Below are 17,552 nucleotides of genomic sequence, written 5' to 3' on the forward strand. Positions count from 1 at the left end.
CGATGACCTCGCTCGTCGATGTTCTGTGGGCGGCGTTTCGTGCCTTGCCGCGCGAGGCCGTGGCGGCAGCGATGGCTGTGTTCGGGTTGTTCGTCGGCAGCTTTCTCAACGTGGTCGTCTATCGTCTGCCACGCATGCTGGAAACGCAATGGGCGCAGGAGGTCGCGGCATGGTCGGGGCAGATGCCGCCGGTCACCCCCGTCTTCAACCTCGCGTGGCCGCCGTCGCGTTGCCCGCGATGCGAGTCGCGTATCGCTGTCCATCACAATCTGCCGGTCTTCAGCTATCTGTGGTTGCGCGGTCGATGTGCCGCCTGTGGCACGGGCATCTCCATGCGCTATCCGCTCGTGGAGATGGCCGTGGGTGTGCTGTTCGCCGCCATCGCGTGGATCTTCGTGCCCACACACCAGTACGTGGCCATGCTCGCGTGGTGCGGCTTCGGTGCGACGGCGTTCGCGCTGGCGCTCATCGACATGGACACCCGGCTGCTGCCGGACTGGCTCACTTTGCCACTGCTGTGGAGCGGTTTGCTGTGCAGCGTGATGCACGTCACCTTGCCTGTCGACGAGGCGGTGCTCGGCGCAGCGCTGGGGTACGGCGTGATGTGGACGACTGCGGCGGTGTACCGCGCACTCACACAGCACGATGGCCTTGGCGGTGGCGACGCCAAGCTCGTCGCCGCGTGCGGGGCGTGGCTCGGGTGGATCGGGGTGCCGCTGATGCTGGCCTTCGGCGCCGTGGCCGCGACGCTCGCCTTCGCCGTCTTCGGCATGGTGCGCGGCCGCGCGTTGCGCGAGCCGCTGCCGTTTGGTCCCTGGCTAGTGCTTGGGGCGCTGGCGAGTTTGTTGTGGGGCGAGCCGTTCCTAGACCTGTGGTTGCGCACGCGCGGCTGAGAGGCCCGGTTCGGCGGAGGATTGCGCTCGCGCTTGCGTGAGCGGCGCCTCGGCCCGACGCTCGCCATCGGCACGTGCCCCGGTCCCGGGCGTGATCGTCGAGGAGGACAGGGAAGCCGACGATGCAGAAGCACTCGCCAGCATCAGATCCGCGGCCTTCTCGCCGATCATCATCGATGGCGCATTGGTGTTGCCGCCGATGAGCGTCGGCATGATCGATGCATCGACCACACGCAGTCCCTCGACACCCCGCACGCGCAGTTCCGGATCGACCACCGATGCCGCATCGCCGCCCATCCGGCAGGTGCCGGCCGGATGGTAGATGGTGTCGGCGCGCGCACGGATCAACGCGGTGAGCGCTTCATCCGATTCGATCCCGCGACTGTGCAACTCGTGTCCGCCGAACTTCGCGAGCGACGGCGCGGCGAGTATGCGCCGGATCACGCGTGCGCCGCGCAGCAAGGTGTCGACATCCTCCTGCGCTTGCAGGAATGCGGGGTCGATGAGCGGCGCATCGCGCATGTCGGACGACGCGAGCGTGACACGTCCCCGGCTCTTGGGTCGCAGCACGCAAGCGTGCAACGAGAGGCCGCGTCGCAGATGCAGACGTCGGTTGTGGTTGTCGCAAATGCCGACGAGAAAGTGCATCTGCAAGTCCGGTCGCGCGAGTGACGGATCGCTCTTGAGGAAGCCCCCGGCCTCGGCCACGTTGCTCGCGAACAGCCCGCGCCGGTCGCGCAGATAGTCGATCCCCTGCATGAGCAGATGCCACAACCCCGCCGGTGTGTAGCCGACGAGGTCGCGCTGAGCGACGTACTTGTTGACGATGAAGTCGATGTGGTCCTGGAGGTTTTCACCAACGCCCGGCGCATCGACCCGGACTTCCAGACCGTGCGTGCGCAGGTGTTCGGCCGGGCCGATGCCCGAGCACATCAACAACTGCGGCGAGTTGAAAGCACCGGCGCTCAGCACGATTTCCGCACGTGCGCGGATGGTTTGCAGTGCGCCCTGACGTTGCAGTTTGATGCCCGTCGCACGCTTGCCGTCGAAGACGATGCGCTGCACGAGCGCGTCGGTGATCACATGCAGATTCGGACGCGACTTGCCGTGCAGATAGGCGCGCGCGGCGTTCCATCGCTGGCCGTCTTTCTGCGTCACCTGATAGATGCCCGCGCCTTCGTAATGCTCGCCGTTGAAATCGTCGGTGACCGGAAATCCGGCTTCGCGCGCAGCGTCGACATAGTGCTGCGAGAACGGATTGACGGTGCGCAGATCGGCCACGTTGAGCGGGCCGCCCGTGCCATGCCACGCGTTTGCACCGCGTTCGTTGTTTTCGTTGCGACGGAAGTAGGGCAGTACGTCATCCCATCCCCAGCCTGTACAACCGGCCTGCGCCCAATCGTTGTAATCGTCGGGATGCCCGCGTGTGTAGATCATCGCGTTGATCGAACTGGAGCCGCCGAGTCCGCGTCCGCGTGGCTGATAGCCTTGGCGTCCGCCAAGTCCCGCCTGCGGTATGGTGCGATAGCCGTAGTTGCGGCGCGACGCGAACGGCACCAGGGCGGCGAGGCCGAGCGGCAGGCGCACCAGAAAGCTGTTGTCCGGAGGACCGGCTTCGATGAGCGCAATCGTGCTGCCCGGCAAGCCGTCGGCCAGACGCGCGGCGAGCGCGCAACCGGCCGAACCGCCGCCGACAATGACGTAGTCATAGTCCATGCTGTCATCCTCCCTTGGATGGCACTGCATTCACTGTGATGTTGCGGTGTTTTCGAATGCGTTCGCTGCGTCAGCTGTTTCGGCTTGTCGTTCTTGGCGATGCCGATGTCTCGTTCTTATCCTTCTTTGTGCACGCCCCGACTTCGTTGTGTCCCGAAGGGTGTCGGTGGCAGTGACTTTGCAGCGGCACTCATTGTAGGCAGACATTGCCCGCGTTCGGGGGTGAAGTGAAGCATTCCTCTAATTTGGGTGACTTCACGGACGTGGGCGCTATGATGAAATGATCGCCTTTAGGTAACCGTCCCATGCTTGGCATCGTGACGTTACCCGACCGGTGGACAGCCGGTGCCCATGACGGTAGATGCGTGCCGCACGGGGGCTGGACAAGAACACGGAGACACGCACGGAGACACGGATGACCGAAGCCTGGCAGACGCATGACGTCACCAATCAGGTGCCGCCGCTCACGGATTACAACCTCTACGCGACCGACGCCGCCTTGCAGGCTGCCGTCGCCGCGTTCGATGCCGACTGGCATGCGAAGACGTTGCATCGGCAGGGCGCGCGTCTGGGCGAGGCCGAAGTGCAGCAATGGGCGCAGGACGCCAATCGTCATGAACCCGAGCTGCAATCCTTCGATTCGCGAGGCAATCGCATCGACCGTGTCGAGTTTCACCCCGCATGGCATTCGCTCATGGCGCTTTTGCGCGGTGCACAACTGCAATCGCTGCCGTGGGCGCATCTACGCGGCGGGGCGTTTGCCGCGCGTACGGCATCGTATTTTCTGCATGCGCAGAACGAGGCCGGCGCGTTGTGCCCCACGACGATGACGTTCGCGAGCATTCCCGTGCTCGCCAAGGAAGCGTCGCTTTTCCCCACGATCAAGGACAAGCTGCTCGCGCCGCAACACGATCCGCGCGATGTGCCGCTCGCGCAGAAGCACGCCATCCTCATCGGCATGGGGATGACGGAAAAGCAGGGCGGCTCGGACGTGCGCACGAACACCACGACCGCGACCGATGGCGGCGATGGCACGTTCTCGCTCGTCGGTCATAAGTGGTTCTTCTCCGCGCCGCAGTGCGACGCGCATCTGGTGCTCGCGCGCGAGAGCGATAGCGATGCGCTGTCCTGCTTCTTCGTGCCGCGCTATGCCCCCGACGGACGCAAGAACGCGGTGCAGGTGCAGCGTCTCAAGGACAAGCTCGGCAATCGCTCCAACGCCAGCAGCGAAGTCGAGTTTCAGGGCGCGTACGGCACGCGTGTGGGCGCGACGGGGCGCGGCGTGCCCACGATCATCGAGATGGCGACGTACACGCGGCTCGATTGTGTGATCGGCAGTGCGGCGATGATGCGCACGGGCGTCGTGCAGGCGATTCATCATGCGCGGCATCGCACGGCGTTCGGCGCGAAGCTCGTCGATCAGGATCTGATGACGACGGTGCTCGCGGATCTCGCGCTGGAGTCGGAAGCCGCGACGTGGCTGGCGATGCGGCTCGCGCAGGCCTTCGACGCAAGTGCTGTCGATGACGACACACCGGTGCAACGCGCATGGCGACGCATCGTGTTGCCCGCAGCGAAGTTCTGGGTGTGCAAGCGCGCCCTGGAGTTTGCCGGGGAATGCATGGAAGTGTGGGGCGGCAACGGCTACGTCGAAACGGGGCCGCTCGCGCGGTGGTATCGCGAGGCGCCCGTGAATTCGATCTGGGAGGGTTCCGGCAACGTGATGTGCCTCGACGTGCTGCGCGCGATCAGCCGCGAGCCGGACATCGCGCAAAGCTGGTTCCAGTGGCTGACCGAGCGCACCGCGTCACATGTGACGTTACGCGCAGCACTGGCGCAGTTGCACGGCTGGCTCGCTGCCGACCCGGCCACGCACGCGGTGCGCGCGCGTGCCATCGCACAACAGATCGTGTTGCTCGCGCAGGCGGCGTTGCTGCTGGAACACGCACCGTCCGAACTGGCCCACGGGTTCATCGAGAGCCGGTTTTCGAACGCAGGGGGACGCGTGTACGGCGTGATGCCGCAGACGCTCGCCACCGGTGTGCAGCGCGCATGGCTCGACAGAGCGTTTCTCGCGTGAGGGGCAGGGCCTGACGCGCAAACGCTGCGCACGAGATGCGCATAAGACACGCACGCCACGCGTGCATGACATGCGCATAACGTCTGCATGATGCACTTTTCATAACGACAACATATCGACGGCGACCGCCGGTGCCTTCATGCACCGGGGCTTGCAGGGAGGAGAACGGCATGGGACACAAGGACGAGCCGGGCGGGCTTCGCAACGAGCCTGATCACGGACTTCACGACGGGCTTCATGCCGCGCAGGCGTTGCCTACGTCGCAGGACGACGACATGGCGCGCGCGCTGCTGTTGCCACGCTTCGACGCGATGCGTCGCGCACACGACGCCGCGCCGCATGTCGACTGGTCGACGCGCAAGCGTCACCTGACGGCGCTGCAAGCGATGCTGCACAAGTATCGCGAGCCGTTTGCGAATGCCATCGACGCCGATTTCAACGGGCGCTCGGCGCAGGAAACCGACATGCTCGAACTGTTTCCGTCGCTCGGCAACCTGAAGCATGCGCTGTCGCATACGCGTCGCTGGATGCGCGGTTCGCAGGGCTGGGCGAATCTCTGGCTGCTGCCCGCGCGGCGTGCGGTGGTGCCGCAGCCGTTGGGCGTCGTGGGCGTGATCGTGCCGTGGAACTACCCGCTGTTTCTCGCCGTCGGCCCGCTCACCGATGCGCTGGCAGCGGGCAATCGCGTGATGATCAAGGTGTCCGAAGTCACGCCGCGATTCGCGGAAGTCTTCGCGTCGGCCATCGCGCAAACCTTCCCGCCGGAGTGGGTGACGGTCGTCACTGGCGATGCGCAGGTCGCACGCGCTTTCTCGACGCTCGCGTTCGACCATCTGCTGTTCACGGGGGCGACGTCCATCGGCCATCACGTCATGCGTGCGGCGAGCGAGCATCTCACGCCAGTCACGCTGGAGCTGGGCGGCAAGTCGCCCGCCATCATCGGGCCCGGTGCACGTTGGGAGCACGCCGTGGAGCGCATCATGCTCGGCAAGCTCCTCAATGCCGGGCAGACGTGCGTGGCCCCTGACTACGTGCTCGTGCCGCGCGAGAAGCTCGACACGTTCGTGACGACGGCACGGCAGGTGGCCGCTCGTATGTATCCGGATGCGGTTCATAACCCGCAGTACACGAGCATCGTGTCGGCGCGTCACTTCGAGCGGTTGTCGGGGCTGGCGAACGAAGCGGCGGCGCAGGGCGCAACGTCGCATGCGCTGTTCGACACGCCGGCGGAGGCTGCACGCCGACGTCTGCCGCCGGTCGTGCTGACGGGGGTGCACGACGGCATGCGCGTGATGCGCGAAGAGATCTTCGGCCCGTTATTGCCCGTAGTGCCGTATGACGATCTGGACGCGGCGATTGCGTACGTGAACGAGCGTCCGCGACCGCTCGCGTTGTACGTCTTCGATACCGACAATACCCGTATCGACCGCGTGGTCGACGGCACGATTTCGGGCGGCGTCACCATCAACGACACGCTGCTGCATGTGGCCGAGCACTCGCTGCCGTTCGGCGGCGTGGGGCCGTCGGGCATGGGCGGGTACCACGGCGAGGCAGGGTTCCGCACGTTCTCCAAGGAGAAGCCGATCTTCCGTCAGGCGCGCTGGAACGGCGCGGGGTTGCTCAACCCGCCGTACGGTAAGGTGTTCGCCGCCATGATCCGGCAGTTGATTCGCTGATCGCCGGATTCGTCAGCCGCGCACTGAGGCGCTCCCAATAACAAAACCCCCGCCGGTTCGACCCGGACGGGGGTTTTGTTTATCTGAGGCCGATTCACACCGGCTTCAGACGTGATGCGGAGTGCCTTGGTGCGGTATCAGGCTACGGCGCGCAGACCGGCGTCGGCCAGCAGCGCGTCGGCGCGATCGGTGGCTTCCCACGAGAATTCCGGCTCTTCGCGGCCGAAGTGGCCGTAAGCGGCAGTCTTCTCATAGATCGGACGCAGCAGGTCGAGCATCTGGATGATGCCCTTCGGACGCAGGTCGAAATGCTTCTCGACCAGCTCGGCGATGCGCTGATCGCTGATCTTGCCCGTGCCAAACGTGTTGACCATGACCGACGTCGGACGCGCCACGCCGATGGCGTACGAGACCTGGATCACGCACTTCGAGGCCAGACCGGCAGCCACGATGTTCTTCGCGACGTAGCGGCCGGCGTAAGCGGCCGAGCGGTCGACCTTCGACGGATCCTTGCCCGAGAACGCGCCGCCGCCGTGGGGTGCGGCACCGCCGTACGTGTCGACGATGATCTTGCGGCCCGTGAGGCCGGCGTCGCCCTGCGGGCCACCGATCACGAAACGGCCGGTCGGGTTCACCAGGAACTTGATGTCGCCCTTGATCAGTTCGGCAGGCAGCACCGGCTTGATGACTTCTTCGATGACGGCTTCGCGCAGCGCTTCCAGACCGATGTCCGGCGCGTGTTGCGTCGAGAGCACCACGGTGTCGATGCTGTGCGGACGGCCGTTTTCGTACTTGATGGTGACCTGCGACTTGGCGTCCGGACGCAGCCAGGGCAGACGACCGTCGCGGCGCACTTGCGACTGGCGCTCGACCAGACGGTGCGACAGGTAGATCGGCAGCGGCATGAGTTCCGGCGTTTCATCGCAGGCGTAGCCGAACATCAGGCCCTGGTCGCCGGCGCCCTGATCGAGGTTGTCGTCATGCGCACGGTCCACGCCCTGCGCGATGTCCGGCGACTGGCGGTCGTACGCCACCAGCACGGCGCAACCCTTGTAGTCGATGCCGTAGTCGGTGTTGTCGTAACCGATGCGACGGATCGTTTCGCGTGCGACTTGCTGATAGTCAACCGTGGCGGTCGTGGTGATTTCACCTGCGAGCACGACGAGGCCCGTGTTGCAAAGCGTTTCCGCAGCAACGCGCGCGTACTTGTCTTGCGTCAGGATAGCGTCGAGAACGGCGTCCGAGATCTGGTCGGCAACTTTGTCCGGGTGACCTTCGGAGACGGATTCGGAGGTAAAGAGATAGTCGTTCGCCACTTCTGGCTCCTCTAACGATATTTGGCGACTCACGTTGCCGTCATCGGAGGGGAAGCGGCGACGCTTTAGCGGAAAATTGGTCGAATGCGCTGCCTCAGTCGGGTTGCCCATTCGAATCGCCCCGCAAGTTGTCAGTTAACTCGGCGATGTCGCTTATTATACGCCCCTGAAGAAATCCTGCTTGCGACATGTCAACCACTCCCAAGAAATCGCTCGGGTACTACCTCAGCGTGGGTCTGCTGCGCGGACTCAACCTGCTGCCCTATAGCTGGGTCGCCCGTTTTGGCGCGGGAATCGGCCATGTGCTGTACTCGATTCCCAGCTCCCGGAAGCGGGTGGTGCACACCAATCTTCGCCTGTGTTTTCCCCACTGGGACGACGCTACCCGCGAGCGCGTCGCCCGGGCGTCCTTCGTCCATGCGATCCGCAGCTATGCCGAGCGCAGCTTTCAGTGGTTTGGCAGCGGCAAGAAGCTGGAGCGGCTCGTCGAACTCGACTCCGCCGTGGACCTGCGCGCGCCGGATATGCCGCCGACCATTCTGTTGGGCTTCCATTTCGTGGGCATCGAAGCGGCGTCCGTCTTCATCAATTATTCGCTGCACCGGCCTTGCGCGTCGCTGTACACCCCGATGTCCAACCCGGCGTTCGACGCCATGGCCCGTGAGCAGCGCGGCCGCTTCGACGCCGAGATGATCCCGCGTGGCGACAGCGCCCGTGACGTGTTGCGCATGTTCCGCAAGAAAAAACCCGTCATGCTGGCCGCCGACATGGACTACGGCGCGCGAAACTCCACGTTCGTGCCGTTTTTTGGCGTGCAAACCTGCACGCTGACGTCGGTTTCGCGGCTGGCCGAAGTCGGCCGCGCCCAGATTCTGCCGTTCATCGGCGAGGTGCTGCCGAATTTCAAGGGCTACCGCCTCAAGGTGTTCCCGGTCTGGGAGAACTATCCGAGCGGTGACCCGGATGCGGACGCCCGTCGCATGAACGCGTTCCTCGAAGAACAGATTCTCAAGATGCCGGAACAGTATTACTGGGTTCACAAGCGCTTCAAGACGCGCCCCGAGGGCGAGCCGGGCGTCTATTGACCGGCACCGGATGCGCGTCGACCTTCTCCACTACAATAGCGGCATGAAGCTCAAATTCACCAAGATGCAAGGCGCCGGGAACGACTTCGTCGTGATCGACGGCATCTCGCAGACCATCGATTTCACGCCGGAACAGTGGCGTGCGCTCGCCGACCGTCATTTTGGCGTCGGCGCGGACCAGCTTTTGCTCGTCGAACGCGCGACGCTGCCGGGCGTGGACTTTCGCTACCGCATCTTCAACGCCGACGGCGGCGAGGTCGAGCATTGCGGCAACGGCGCGCGCTGCTTCGTCAAGTTCGTGCGCGACACGGGCCTCACTGACAAGCAGACGGTGCGTGTCGAGGTGCAGCAGGGCGTGATCACGCTCACGATGCGCGAAGACGGTCAGGTCAGCGTGGATATGGGCGCACCGATTCTCACGCCGTCCGACGTGCCGTTCGATGCCACCGGGCTCGAAGGCCGCCGCGAGGGCGACGACACGCTCTGGCCGCTCGACGTGGGCGGCAAGACCACGTGGATTTCCGTCGTGTCGATGGGCAACCCGCACGCCGTGCAAGTCGTCGAGAACGTCGATACCGCGCCGGTCGAGACGGACGGACCGCTCGTCGAGCGTCACCCCCGCTTCCCGCGCCGTGTGAACGCCGGATTCCTGCAAGTGGTGAGCCAGCACGAGGCGCGTCTGCGCGTGTACGAGCGCGGCGCCGGCGAAACGCTCGCCTGCGGCACCGGGGCTTGTGCGGCAGCGGTCGCGGGCATCCGTCGCGGCTTGCTCAAGGCGCCCGTCGCCATCGAGACGCATGGCGGCACGCTCACCATCGACTGGGACGGCGCAAGCGGTCCGGTCATCATGACAGGGCCGGCTGCCACGGTCTTCGAAGGCACGATCGAGGTCTGAGACGGCAGCAGGACGCAGCGCAACGGCCTGCGCGCCCCGGAAGGTCATGAGGCGCAGGGCTGAGGTTACAGACGGATTCTGATTTAGCGACCCAGGCGGCCGCAGGCGCTCCTTGTGTTCGAGGGGCGGCCGGCGGCAGTTGACGAACAGCAGACGGACATTCATGAACGACCGAGATATTGCGGAATACCTGATCGCGCATCCCGACTTCTTCGAGCGCCACGCCGAATTGCTGGCCGGCGTGCGGCTCACCAGCCCGCACGGCCAGCGGGCGGTGTCGTTGCAGGAGCGTCAGATCGAGATGCAGCGCGAGAAGACCAAGCAGATCGAGCGGCGCCTGGCCGAATTGATGCGCTATGGCCATGAAAACGACGATATCTCGGGCAAATTGCACCGCTGGACCCTCGGTCTGCTCGGCGAGCGTGATCCGCATGCGTTGCCCGAAGCGATTGCCCGGGGTCTGCGCGACGTCTTCAACGTGCCGTTTGCCGCCGTGCGCCTGTGGAGCGTGGCCGCGCCGTATCAACCGGCCGAGTTCGCCCGCAGTGTCAGCGAAGAGGTGAAGATCTTCGCCTCGAGCCTCGCAACGCCGTATTGCGGCGCCAATACCGGCTTCGAAGCCGTGACGTGGCTGGGCGCGCCGAGCGATCCCGCCTCCGTGGCATTGCTCGCGCTGCGCGACCCGCAAGTGCCCGGCGGGCCAGTGTTCGGCCTGCTGGTGATGGGTTCGGACGACGCCCGCCGCTTCCACGAAGGCATGGCGACCGATTTCCTCACGCAAATCGGCGAGCTGGCCGGGGCCGCCCTGGGCAAGCTGCGCGCCGACGACTGATGTCCTCCGGACCCCGGGCCGGGCGCGACGCCAAGGGTGCATCGGTGGCACTGGCGGCATCGGCCTCATCCGATTCATCTGATACCCCGCCCGGGACGGACGATCGCGATGCTACCGTTGGCGCCGACGACGCCACGCCGCTCGAACCGGGCATCCGCACCTATCTCACGTCTCTCGCCAGCGAGCGCAAGCTCGCTGCGCTCACGCTGGAAAACTACACGCGCGACCTGCGGCAATTGCAGCGTCTGGCGAGCGGTCGTGCGCTCGAATCGCTGCAACACGGCGACATTCGCCGCTTCGTCATGAAGCTGCACGCCGAGGGGCTGGTCGGGCGGTCGATTGCCCGCAAGCTCTCCGCCTGGCGCGGCTACTTCGCCTGGCTCGCTCAACGCACGGCGCTGGCCGCCAACCCCGTCGAGGGGGTGCGCGCGCCGAAACAACCCAAACCGTTACCCAAGGCGCTCTCGCCCGATCAGGCGTCGGCGCTCGTCGAGTTCGCGACGGGCACATCTGCCGAGGCGGTGCGCAACCGGGCGATGTTCGAGCTGCTGTATTCGTCCGGCCTGCGTCTGTCCGAGCTGACGGGACTCGACCATCGGTATGTCGAGGCGGACGGCTACCGGTCGGCAAGCTGGCTGGATCTCGCCGAGCGCGAGGTCGTGGTGACGGGGAAGGGCAACAAGCGGCGTCGCGTGCCCGTGGGCGAGAAGGCGGTGCAGGCGCTGGCCGAGTGGCTGGAGATGCGTGCGCCGCTGGCGACGACCGAGCCCCACGCGCTGTTTCTCTCGGCGCGCGGCAAGCGTATCGGGGGACGGGCCGTGCAGCAGGGGCTGGAGCGTCACGCGCTCGCCGCCGGGCTGCCGACGCATGTCCATCCGCACATGCTGCGTCACTCGTTCGCCACGCACGTGCTTCAGTCGTCGGGCGATCTGCGCGCGGTGCAGGAGATGCTCGGTCACAGCAACATTTCGACGACGCAGATCTACACGAAGCTCGACTTTCAGCATCTGGCGAAAGTCTACGATCAGGCGCACCCGCGCTCGCGCAAGAAGACCTGAGCGGGCTGCCGGGACCGGAGTCGGTGTAGAATCGCGTCCTTCCCCGCAAGTCCCGAACGCTGTCCTGAAAGCTGTCGCAGTGGGTCTTCCCAGCCGGTTGCCTCAGGCGCCGGCCCGGACACGCTGCGCGTAATGCTCAGGCGCCGCTCGCGTCGTGAGACTTGCCGTCACCCCGAATGCAACCGTTGGTCCGTCCCGCATGAATACCTTGACCCTCAAGCCCGGCAAAGAAAAGTCCTTGCTGCGCCGCCATCCCTGGATCTACGCCACCGCCGTGGCGCGTGTGGACGGCAACCCGGCATCCGGTGCGACGGTCGTGGTGCGTGCCGCCGACGGCCGCTTCCTCGCGCGCGCCGCCTTCAGCCCGATGTCGGCCATTCGCGCCCGCGTCTGGACGTTCAACGAAAACGAGCCGGTCGATCACGCGTTCTTCAAGCGCCGTGTGTCGGCAGCGCTCGCGTATCGCGAAGAAATGGTGCACGACACGGGCGCGACGCGCCTGATCTTCGGTGAGGCCGACGGCCTGCCGGGGCTGATCGTCGACCGTTATCAGTCCGCGCCGGGCGAGCCCGCCACCGATCAGCTCGTCTGCCAGTTCATGGCGGCGGGCGTGGAAGCCTGGAAGGACGCCATCACGAAAGCGCTGGTCGGCGCGACCGGCTGCCCGAACGTCTACGAACGCTCCGACGCCGCCGTGCGCGAGCGCGAAGGCCTGCCGAGCCTTACCGGTGTGCTGGCGGGCGACGAACCGCCCGAAGCGCCGGAATCACTCACGACGCATGAGAATGGCGTGAAGTATTACGTCGACGTGCGCAACGGTCACAAGACGGGCTTCTACGTCGACCAGCGCGACAACCGTCGTCTCGTGCAGCAGCAGGCCAAGGGCCGCGACGTGCTCAACTGCTTCTGCTATACCGGCGGGTTCTCGCTGGCGGCGCTGGCGGGGGGCGCACAGAGCGTGCTGTCCATCGATTCCTCGGGCGATGCGCTGGCCATCGGCGCGCGCAACGTGGCGCTCAACGGCTTCGACGCTGCCCGTGCCGAATGGCTCGATGCGGATGTCTTCAAGACCCTGCGCGCCTTGCGCGAAGAGGGCCGCGCGTTCGACATGATCGTGCTCGATCCGCCGAAGTTTGCGCCGTCGGCGCATCACGTCGACCGCGCAGCGCGCGCCTACAAGGACATCAATATGGCGGGCTTCAAGCTGCTGCGTCCGGGCGGTCAGTTGCTGACGTACTCGTGCTCGGGCGCCATCGATGCCGATCTGTTCCAGAAGATCGTGGCCGGTGCGGCCGTGGATGCCGGTGTCGACGCCCGTATCCTGCGTCGCCTCTCGGCAGGCATGGACCACCCGATGCTCACGCAATTCCCGGAAGGCGAATACCTCAAGGGGCTTTGGTTGCAGCGCATGTAAGCGCTCGCTTTGGTGTGTGTCGTGTATCAACCGAGCGTCAGACCGACCACACCCAAAGCGATCAGGACGGCGCCGCCCACGCGGCGGCGCACCTCCCCTTCTCCGAGCACCCGCACGCCGAGCAGCGCGGCGACCATCATCGACATCTCCCGGGCCGGGGCGACGTGCGACACCGGCGCGTACTTGAGCGCGGTCAGGATCAGGAAGTAGGAAATCGGCGAAATCGTGGAAATCACCGTGATCTTGCGCCAGTTGGCTTGCCAGAGCACCGCGATACGGGACGGGCGCGAGAGTGCCGCCGGTGCCGAAAGCACGACCCGCAGCACGTTCTCCAGGTAGTAATAGACGAGCGGCGCGAGCATCATGTTGCGGATCGCGTAGGCGTCCGCCAGTGTGTACGACGCGATGAACGCCCCCGTCAGTACCCCCCAGCCTGCGCCCGCGTGCATGCTCCCGCGCCGCAACAGTCGCTCGCCGCCGGCGATCACCAGCACGCCGCCGACCACCAGCACGATGCCGCCGACGGCCAGCCAGCCCGGGCGTTCCCCCAGCAGCACGATCGCGCCGATCGAGGAGAGCAAGGGGCCGGTGCCGCGCGCGAGCGGGTAGACCACGGACAGATCGCCCACGCGGTAACCACGCTGCAAGACCAGCGTGTAGCCGTAGTGAAGCAGGGCGCTCACCGCAATGACGCCCCAGCCAAGCAGGGACGGCCAGCCGATGTCCGTGGCGCTCACGAAATACAGCGCGAGCGGCGTGTACAGGACGACCGTGACGAGTGCGTAGAGGAAGACCAATTGCGGGCCACCGCCTTCACGGGTGTCGATCCGTTTGGCGACGAAATTCCAGGTGGCATGCAGGAGCGCGGCGGTGACGACGAGGGCGAGGGCGGTGAGCGACATGACGAAGGGGGTTTTTGTGTCAATTGTATGACGCATTGCCCGTTCACTTCCGGTCACATGCCGCAAATGGGAGTCCGGAAGGGGCCTGATGTCCCCGGTGCGGGCCAATGTGCCCCGGAATCCCCGGGTTGCCCTGTTAACATGCCCGACACAGGGCCGCTTTCGTCGCCAACCTTCGTCGAAAGCCCACTTTTGCAACTCGGTTGCAGCGCTGACGGCGCTGTGCTTAAATCGATTCATGAGCCTTACTCAATTACAACCGTATCTGGAAGCCGCCCGCGCGAGCTTGCAGGAGCAATCGGGCCGCGTGACCTCGGGGCGTGTACGTGTGCTGGCGTTGCTGCTCAAGGCTGGCCGGCCTCTCACCCACCAGGAAGTGCTGGCCGACCTGGCGACCGACACCGACCCGCTCGACCGGGTCACGGCCTACCGCGTGCTCGACTGGCTGGTCGCGCAGGGCTGGGCCATCAAGCAGGCGGGCGACGACCGCATCTTCCGCTTCGTCATGGCCGAGCATGTCGACCCCGCGCGTGCCAATGCGCCGCGCCCGCATACGCAGCACGGTCATTTCCGCTGTGTACGCTGCCACCGAACCTTCTGTCTTGACGATTGGCCGCAGCATCCCCAATTGAGCGAGCGCGAACTCAAGCGTCTGCCCGAGGGGTTCGTCGGCGAACAGGTCGAGCTGCTGATTCACGGCACCTGCGCCCAGTGCGCCGGCGCGACCAACTGAGTCACTTCCCGGCACCCTTTCGTCACCTCGGGTACAGTGAGTGACATTGGGGTGCTGCGGAGCCTATGTCCGCACCCATTTGCGCGTTTTTCACGCATTTCCGGATGGCCTCTGGCGCGCCCGGGAATGCCGCTTCATAACAGGACCTTGCATTCATGACTCCCGTCACTATCCTGACCGGCTTTCTCGGCAGCGGTAAAACCACGCTGCTCAAGCGCATCCTGACCGAAGCGCACGGCATGAAGATTGCCGTCATCGAAAACGAGTTCGGCGAAGAGAACATCGATAACGACATCCTCGTGCAGGACAACGCCGAGCAGATCGTCCAGATGAGCAATGGCTGCATCTGCTGCACGATCCGTGGCGATCTCGTGCAGGCGCTCTCCGACCTGAACAGCCAGCGCGACGCCGGCTCGATCAATTTCGACCGTGTGGTCATCGAAACGACCGGCCTGGCGAACCCAGGGCCGGTGGCGCAGACCTTCTTCATTGATGACGAAGTGGCCGACACCTACCGTCTGGACGCCATCATCACGCTGGTCGATGCCAAGCACGGCCAGCAGCAGCTCGATCAGCACGAAGTGGTGCAGCGTCAGGTCGGGTTTGCCGACCGCCTGTTCATCACCAAGGCCGATCTGGTCACGCCCGAAGCGCTGGACGATCTGAAGCATCGCCTTGCGCACATGAACCCGCGCGCGCCGCAGCAGGTCGTCGACTTCGGTCAGGCCGACCTGAAGCAGATCTTCGACATTCACGGCTTCAATCTGAACGACAAGCTCGACATCGATCCGGACTTCCTCGCCGCCGACGAGCATGCGCACGACCACGGTCACGACCATGACCATGACCACGATCACTCGCATTGCGATCACGATCATGGCAAGTGCGACCACGAAGGGCACGATCACGGGCATCACCATCACCATCATCACGCCCACCACGACGACGCCATCAAGTCGTTCGTTTTCCGCAGCGAGAAACAATTCGATCCGGCCAAGCTGGAGGATTTCCTCGGGAGCATCCTGCAGGTGTACGGCGAACGCTTATTGCGTTATAAAGGCGTATTAAACATGCGCGGTATCGACCGCCGGGTCGTGTTCCAGGGCGTTCACCAGATGATGGGTAGCGACGTGGGCACGAAGTGGCAACCCGGTGAGACGCCGAACACCAAGATGGTGTTCATTGGCGCAGAATTGCCGAAAGACATCATCCTGCAAGGGCTGGAACGCTGTCTGGTCTGAGCGGAATCGCCGAATCGGGTGACGGGAAAGCCCTTAATCGGGACTGTCGAACGATTCGGTTACAATACCTGCCCACTGGGGCTGCCGCCAGCGAGCTGACGCGGCACTCCGGGGGGTAGGCAGGGGAGCACCGTCATGGCCACCGCCTCTCGCAAGACTGCCACCGCACGCCCCACGCGCCGGTCTGAACCGGTGCCGGAAGCGGGCGCCAAGCGTGCTCCAGCAGGCAAATCGAAGACGGGCGACGAGGCCGCCGCCAAGAAGGGGCCGCCCAAATCGTCCGGCAGGAAAGTAACCCAGGAAGCCGCCCGCGGCATTGCCGGTAAGCAAGACGTGCCACCCGCTACAGGGGCATCGCCGGATCATCCGAAAGAGACGCCACAGAAACCCATGAGCAAGCAACGACTTTTGACCGAGGCCGAAATTCTGAAGATGTCCGACAAGGACTATATGAATCAGGCTCAACTCGACTTCTTCAAGAATCGTCTGGAAGAACTGCAGGCCGAAATTCTGCGTAACGCCGGTCAGACGACCGAGAATCTGCGGGAAACCATCCTCGTGCCGGATCCGGCCGATCGCGCCACGATCGAAGAGGAGCACGCTCTGGAGCTGCGCACCCGCGATCGCGAACGCAAGCTCCTGAAGAAGGTGCAACAGTCGCTGGCTCGCATCGAGTCGGGCGACTACGGCTGGTGCGAAGAAACCGGTGAGCCGATTGGCGTGCCGCGTCTGCTCGCCCGCCCGACGGCCACGCTCTCGCTCGAAGCTCAGGAGCGTCGCGAACTGCGTCAGAAACTGTTCGGCGACTGATAAGACGACGGGCCCGATACCGCGCGGTGGCGGCAATCGGGTACCTCGGTCGATCGAAGGCATGTCTTCCCGACATGCCTTTTTTCTTTTCTTTTTTGACGCCGACCGGCCGGCCACCGATTGACCCGGTCCGGATTGTCGTGTGCGCGCAACGCCTCGCCGGTCTCGCCGTGCGCGCCGCTTTATGGCAAAATTGCAACTCAGTTGCAATTTAAGCCTGCCATGCCGTCCATCGATTCCGCTTCCCGCTCATGGCGCGCGCGTTCGCGTGCGCCGTTGGGGCGTGGGCGCAGCGGCTGGATTGCATGGCTCATCGCCGCGTTGCTCTGCGTGCAGATGTGGGGTTTGCAGCACGAGATCGCGCATGCGCGCGAGCTGGCCGGCATCGGGCAGCCAGCGTCGGCCCATGGCGTTGCCGGCACGAGCGCCGCAGGTCTTTCTCATGATGTCGATGAGGATGCCGACGACGACTCGGACGCCGCGATTGCCGCCGACTGGTCCGTGCAATCCGCGCGCACGACGCACACCAGTTTCGGCACCCATCACCATCACTGCCATCTCTTCGAAGGGGCGACGCTCGCGGCTGCGATGGCCGTGGCGATGCTCCAATGGGCAGGCGATGCCGACACGGCGCAGGCGCCCCTGCGCGCCAACGGACGCAGCCATGCGAGCGCCGTCCTTCTTCCCTTCGATTCCCGCGCGCCACCGGTCGCGGTCTGACGCTTCAACGTCTCCGACGTTTTCCACGCATCTTCGCCCGCACTGACTTCGACGTCCGCAGCGCTCCGGTGTCTTACCGGCCTGCCCTGTCGGCGTGCTGCCGTGCGCGCGTTCGTGCCGATTCACGGGCATCCGGGCACCGTTCGAGGACGGGTGCGCCCGCGCTCATCAGACCGACAAG

General features: G+C 65.1%; 15 protein-coding genes. 12 read left to right on the forward strand and 3 right to left on the reverse strand.

The window, feature by feature from the left end; translation table 11 throughout:
* The first annotated feature begins 2 nt into the window (after window positions 1-2).
* A complete protein-coding gene (locus PCA20602_RS08155) occupies window positions 3-893 on the forward strand; it encodes a prepilin peptidase (RefSeq protein WP_246182081.1) in 891 nt (296 codons plus the stop codon).
* Here the strand turns inward: PCA20602_RS08155 and PCA20602_RS08160 are convergent.
* The gene (locus PCA20602_RS08160) at window positions 864-2,609 is read right to left on the reverse strand and encodes a GMC family oxidoreductase (protein ID WP_246182082.1); all 1,746 of its coding nucleotides are present in this window, start codon (window positions 2,607-2,609) and stop codon (window positions 864-866) included. The two genes, PCA20602_RS08155 and PCA20602_RS08160, sit on opposite strands and share 30 nt — an antisense overlap.
* A 415-nt stretch (window positions 2,610-3,024) precedes the next feature.
* On the opposite strand from PCA20602_RS08160, the gene PCA20602_RS08165 reads away from it, so the two are divergent.
* Entirely contained in the window at window positions 3,025-4,689 is a 1,665-nt protein-coding gene (locus PCA20602_RS08165) for an isovaleryl-CoA dehydrogenase (RefSeq protein WP_150720796.1), read from the forward strand.
* A gap of 275 nt (window positions 4,690-4,964) precedes the next feature.
* On the forward strand, window positions 4,965-6,365 hold the full coding sequence (locus PCA20602_RS08170) for a coniferyl aldehyde dehydrogenase (RefSeq protein ID WP_174980949.1): 1,401 nt from the start codon (window positions 4,965-4,967) through the stop codon (window positions 6,363-6,365).
* A 137-nt stretch (window positions 6,366-6,502) separates the two neighbouring features.
* Here PCA20602_RS08170 and metK read toward each other — a convergent pair whose 3' ends face one another.
* Window positions 6,503-7,681: a methionine adenosyltransferase gene (metK, locus tag PCA20602_RS08175; RefSeq protein WP_069343019.1), complete on the reverse strand. Its 1,179-nt coding sequence runs from the start codon at window positions 7,679-7,681 to the stop codon at window positions 6,503-6,505.
* 188 nt (window positions 7,682-7,869) lie between these two features.
* Here metK and PCA20602_RS08180 point away from each other — a divergent pair, with 188 nt between their 5' ends.
* The 5 genes from PCA20602_RS08180 to PCA20602_RS08200 all read left to right on the forward strand — a co-directional run bounded on the left by PCA20602_RS08180 (window position 7,870) and on the right by PCA20602_RS08200 (window position 12,965).
* A complete protein-coding gene (locus PCA20602_RS08180; protein ID WP_150720797.1) occupies window positions 7,870-8,766 on the forward strand; it encodes a lipid A biosynthesis lauroyl acyltransferase in 897 nt (298 codons plus the stop codon).
* A gap of 43 nt (window positions 8,767-8,809) precedes the next feature.
* Window positions 8,810-9,661, forward strand: a complete 852-nt coding sequence (gene dapF, locus PCA20602_RS08185; protein WP_150720798.1) for a diaminopimelate epimerase — start codon at window positions 8,810-8,812, stop codon at window positions 9,659-9,661.
* Window positions 9,662-9,824: 163 nt separating this feature from the next.
* The gene (locus tag PCA20602_RS08190) at window positions 9,825-10,493 is read left to right on the forward strand and encodes a DUF484 family protein (RefSeq protein ID WP_150720799.1); all 669 of its coding nucleotides are present in this window, start codon (window positions 9,825-9,827) and stop codon (window positions 10,491-10,493) included.
* A complete protein-coding gene (gene xerC, locus PCA20602_RS08195) occupies window positions 10,493-11,551 on the forward strand; it encodes a tyrosine recombinase XerC (protein ID WP_150720800.1) in 1,059 nt (352 codons plus the stop codon). Before PCA20602_RS08190 ends, xerC begins: the two co-directional genes overlap by 1 nt.
* Window positions 11,552-11,750: 199 nt before the next feature.
* A complete protein-coding gene (locus tag PCA20602_RS08200; protein ID WP_150720801.1) occupies window positions 11,751-12,965 on the forward strand; it encodes a class I SAM-dependent rRNA methyltransferase in 1,215 nt (404 codons plus the stop codon).
* Window positions 12,966-12,991: 26 nt separating this feature from the next.
* Here PCA20602_RS08200 and PCA20602_RS08205 read toward each other — a convergent pair whose 3' ends face one another.
* Window positions 12,992-13,867: a DMT family transporter gene (locus PCA20602_RS08205; protein ID WP_150720802.1), complete on the reverse strand. Its 876-nt coding sequence runs from the start codon at window positions 13,865-13,867 to the stop codon at window positions 12,992-12,994.
* Between the two features lie 238 nt (window positions 13,868-14,105).
* Between PCA20602_RS08205 and PCA20602_RS08210 the strand changes: the two genes are divergently transcribed.
* The 4 genes from PCA20602_RS08210 to PCA20602_RS08225 all read left to right on the forward strand — a co-directional run bounded on the left by PCA20602_RS08210 (window position 14,106) and on the right by PCA20602_RS08225 (window position 17,371).
* Window positions 14,106-14,600, forward strand: a complete 495-nt coding sequence (locus PCA20602_RS08210; protein ID WP_150720803.1) for a Fur family transcriptional regulator — start codon at window positions 14,106-14,108, stop codon at window positions 14,598-14,600.
* A 155-nt stretch (window positions 14,601-14,755) separates the two neighbouring features.
* A complete protein-coding gene (locus PCA20602_RS08215; RefSeq protein ID WP_150720804.1) occupies window positions 14,756-15,841 on the forward strand; it encodes a CobW family GTP-binding protein in 1,086 nt (361 codons plus the stop codon).
* Window positions 15,842-16,231: 390 nt separating this feature from the next.
* Entirely contained in the window at window positions 16,232-16,651 is a 420-nt protein-coding gene (gene dksA / locus PCA20602_RS08220) for an RNA polymerase-binding protein DksA (protein ID WP_069343057.1), read from the forward strand.
* Between the two features lie 222 nt (window positions 16,652-16,873).
* Window positions 16,874-17,371, forward strand: coding sequence for a hypothetical protein (locus tag PCA20602_RS08225; protein ID WP_150720805.1), 498 nt, complete (start codon window positions 16,874-16,876; stop codon window positions 17,369-17,371).
* The last annotated feature ends 181 nt before the right edge of the window (window positions 17,372-17,552 follow it).

Origin of the sequence: Pandoraea capi, from assembly GCF_902459735.1 — a bacterium.
GTDB classification, from domain to species: domain Bacteria; phylum Pseudomonadota; class Gammaproteobacteria; order Burkholderiales; family Burkholderiaceae; genus Pandoraea; species Pandoraea capi.

Coding starts and splice junctions, on each gene's coding strand:
- PCA20602_RS08190 (WP_150720799.1), top strand. CDS start 9,825: ATGAACGACCGAGATATTGCGGAATACCTGATCGCGCATCCCGACTTC.
- PCA20602_RS08215 (WP_150720804.1), top strand. CDS start 14,756: ATGACTCCCGTCACTATCCTGACCGGCTTTCTCGGCAGCGGTAAAACC.
- PCA20602_RS08225 (WP_150720805.1), top strand. CDS start 16,874: ATGCCGTCCATCGATTCCGCTTCCCGCTCATGGCGCGCGCGTTCGCGT.
- xerC (WP_150720800.1), top strand. CDS start 10,493: ATGTCCTCCGGACCCCGGGCCGGGCGCGACGCCAAGGGTGCATCGGTG.
- dapF (WP_150720798.1), top strand. CDS start 8,810: ATGAAGCTCAAATTCACCAAGATGCAAGGCGCCGGGAACGACTTCGTC.
- PCA20602_RS08160 (WP_246182082.1), bottom strand. CDS start 2,609: ATGGACTATGACTACGTCATTGTCGGCGGCGGTTCGGCCGGTTGCGCG.
- PCA20602_RS08205 (WP_150720802.1), bottom strand. CDS start 13,867: ATGTCGCTCACCGCCCTCGCCCTCGTCGTCACCGCCGCGCTCCTGCAT.
- dksA (WP_069343057.1), top strand. CDS start 16,232: ATGAGCAAGCAACGACTTTTGACCGAGGCCGAAATTCTGAAGATGTCC.
- PCA20602_RS08165 (WP_150720796.1), top strand. CDS start 3,025: ATGACCGAAGCCTGGCAGACGCATGACGTCACCAATCAGGTGCCGCCG.
- PCA20602_RS08170 (WP_174980949.1), top strand. CDS start 4,965: ATGGCGCGCGCGCTGCTGTTGCCACGCTTCGACGCGATGCGTCGCGCA.
- PCA20602_RS08180 (WP_150720797.1), top strand. CDS start 7,870: ATGTCAACCACTCCCAAGAAATCGCTCGGGTACTACCTCAGCGTGGGT.
- PCA20602_RS08200 (WP_150720801.1), top strand. CDS start 11,751: ATGAATACCTTGACCCTCAAGCCCGGCAAAGAAAAGTCCTTGCTGCGC.
- PCA20602_RS08155 (WP_246182081.1), top strand. CDS start 3: ATGACCTCGCTCGTCGATGTTCTGTGGGCGGCGTTTCGTGCCTTGCCG.
- PCA20602_RS08210 (WP_150720803.1), top strand. CDS start 14,106: ATGAGCCTTACTCAATTACAACCGTATCTGGAAGCCGCCCGCGCGAGC.